We start from the raw sequence: 2132 nt of genomic DNA on the forward strand, positions 1-2132 counted from the left end.
CCGCCGGCCGGCGCGCCTGCGCGACGTCGCCGCGCTCGTCGCCACGCACCTGCCGGCGGACGACCCGTTCCACCCGTGGGCCGCGCGGCTCGCCGCCCTGGACCCACCGGCCGGCCCGACCGGCACGGGCGCGTCCGCGACGTCCCCGACCGACGCCGGCAGCGCGGGACGCGGCCCCGGCCTCCTGCGCGGCTACCTCACCGGCAGCATCGACGCGGTCCTGCGCGTGCCCGGCCCCGCCGGCCCGCGGTTCGTCGTCGTGGACTACAAGACCAACCGGCTCGCGCCCCCGGACGAGCCGCTGACGGCGTGGCACTACCGGCCGGCCGCGCTCGTCACGGCGATGACGGACGCGCACTACCCGCTCCAGCTCCTGCTCTACACGGTGGCGCTGCACCGCTACCTGCGCTGGCGCCTGCCCGGCTACGACCCCGACCGGCACCTCGGCGGCGGCGCGTACCTGTTCGTGCGGGGCATGTGCGGCCCGGCCACGCCCGTCGTCGGCGACGACCCGTGCGGCGTGCTGTCGTGGCGTCCGCCGACCGCGCTCGTCCTCGCGCTCTCCGCGCTGCTGGACGGCACGGCGGACGGGGCCGCGTCATGACCGGGGCGCGGGCCGCGCCGGCGGACGGCGCGCTGGGCACGCGCACGGGCACGGGCACGGGCACAAGCACGGACACGCCGGCGGACGGTTCCGCCCGCGTGCCGTGGCGCGCCGGCCCGCTGCTCGGCGCGTTCGCGCGCGTCGGCGTGCTGACCGGGGCCGACGTCCGCGTCGCGGAGCGGCTGGGCGTCCTGACGGGCGAGGCGGACGAGCGCGTGCACCTCGCCGCCGCGCTCGCCGTGCGCGCCGTCCGGACGGGCTCCGTGTGCGTGACGCTCGCGGACGCCCCGGGCACGGTGGACGTCGCCGACCCCGACGACGTCCACGCGTGGACCGCCGGCGCGTCCGTCAGCACGTCCACCAGCACATCCGGCACCGGGACGTCCGGCGACGGCACACCCGGCACCGAGACGTCCGGCACCGGCACCGCAGCGGCCGCGCCGCACCCGGTCGACGCCGTGGCGGCGCTGCCGTGGCCGGACCTCCCGGCGTGGACCGACGCGGTGCGGCGCAGCGCGATGGTCGCCGACGGACCCGCCGGGCCCGCGGACCGGCCGGTCCGGTGGGTCGACGGGCGCGTGTACCTGGACCGGCACTGGCGGGACGAGCAGCTCGTGCGGCACGAGGTGGACGCGCGCCTCGCCGCGCCGCTGCCCGCCGACGACGACGCCGTGCGCCGGGCCGTCGCCGCCCTGTTCCCGCGCGCGGCGGACGACCGTCAGCGCGTGGCCGCCGCCACCGCGGCGGTCTCCCGGCTCACCGTGCTCACCGGCGGGCCGGGCACGGGCAAGACCACGACGGTGGCACGGCTCGTGGCCGTGCTGCGGGACGTCCACGGCGCGGACCTGCGGGTGGCGCTGGCCGCACCGACCGGCAAGGCCGCCGCCCGGCTGCAGGAGGCGGTCGACGCCGAGCTGACGGCGCTCGCGGCGGGGTCCGGCGGGGCGGCGCCGCCACCTCTGCACGCCTCGACGCTGCACCGCCTGCTCGGCTCCCGCCCCGGCGGTGGCACCCGGTTCCGGCACGACCGCACGCACCGGCTCCCGCACGACGTCGTCGTGGTCGACGAGGCGTCGATGGTGTCGCTGCCGCTGCTCGCCCGCCTGCTGGAGGCGTTGCGGCCGGACGCCCGGCTGGTGCTCGTCGGCGACCCGGACCAGCTCGCGTCCGTCGAGGTCGGTGCCGTGCTCGGCGACCTCGTGGCGCGCGATCCCGCCGCGGACGCGCTGCCCGCCCGCCTGCGCACCGTGCTGCCCGCGCTCGCCACGGCCGGGGACCGCGACGCCGTCGCACCCCGCGCGGGCGTGGTCCGCCTCACGGTCCCGCACCGGTTCGGCACGGAGCTCGGGGCGCTCGCCGACGCGGTGCGCGGCGGCCGGGCCGACGACGTCGTGACGCTCCTGCGGGCGGGCGGCGAGCACGTCGCGTTCGTCGAGACGGCCGCCGAGGCGCCGTCGGCGGACGAGCTGGCCGAGGGCCCGCCCGCCGCGGGCGCGTATAAACAACAACCCGACCACCACAAAAAAAA

General features: G+C 79.5%; 2 protein-coding genes. Both read left to right on the top strand.

Translation table 11 applies throughout. The features are described from left to right. Positions 1-604, top strand: a 604-nt coding sequence (locus AB6N23_RS18190; RefSeq protein WP_412867363.1) for a PD-(D/E)XK nuclease family protein, incomplete at its 5' end; no start/stop codon positions are given. Beyond that, positions 601-2132, top strand: a 1532-nt coding sequence (locus AB6N23_RS18195) for an AAA family ATPase (RefSeq protein ID WP_412867364.1), incomplete at its 3' end; no start/stop codon positions are given. The genes AB6N23_RS18190 and AB6N23_RS18195, both read left to right, overlap by 4 nt.

The organism is Cellulomonas pasadenensis (assembly GCF_047229365.1).
Taxonomy (GTDB): Bacteria; Actinomycetota; Actinomycetes; order Actinomycetales; family Cellulomonadaceae; genus Cellulomonas.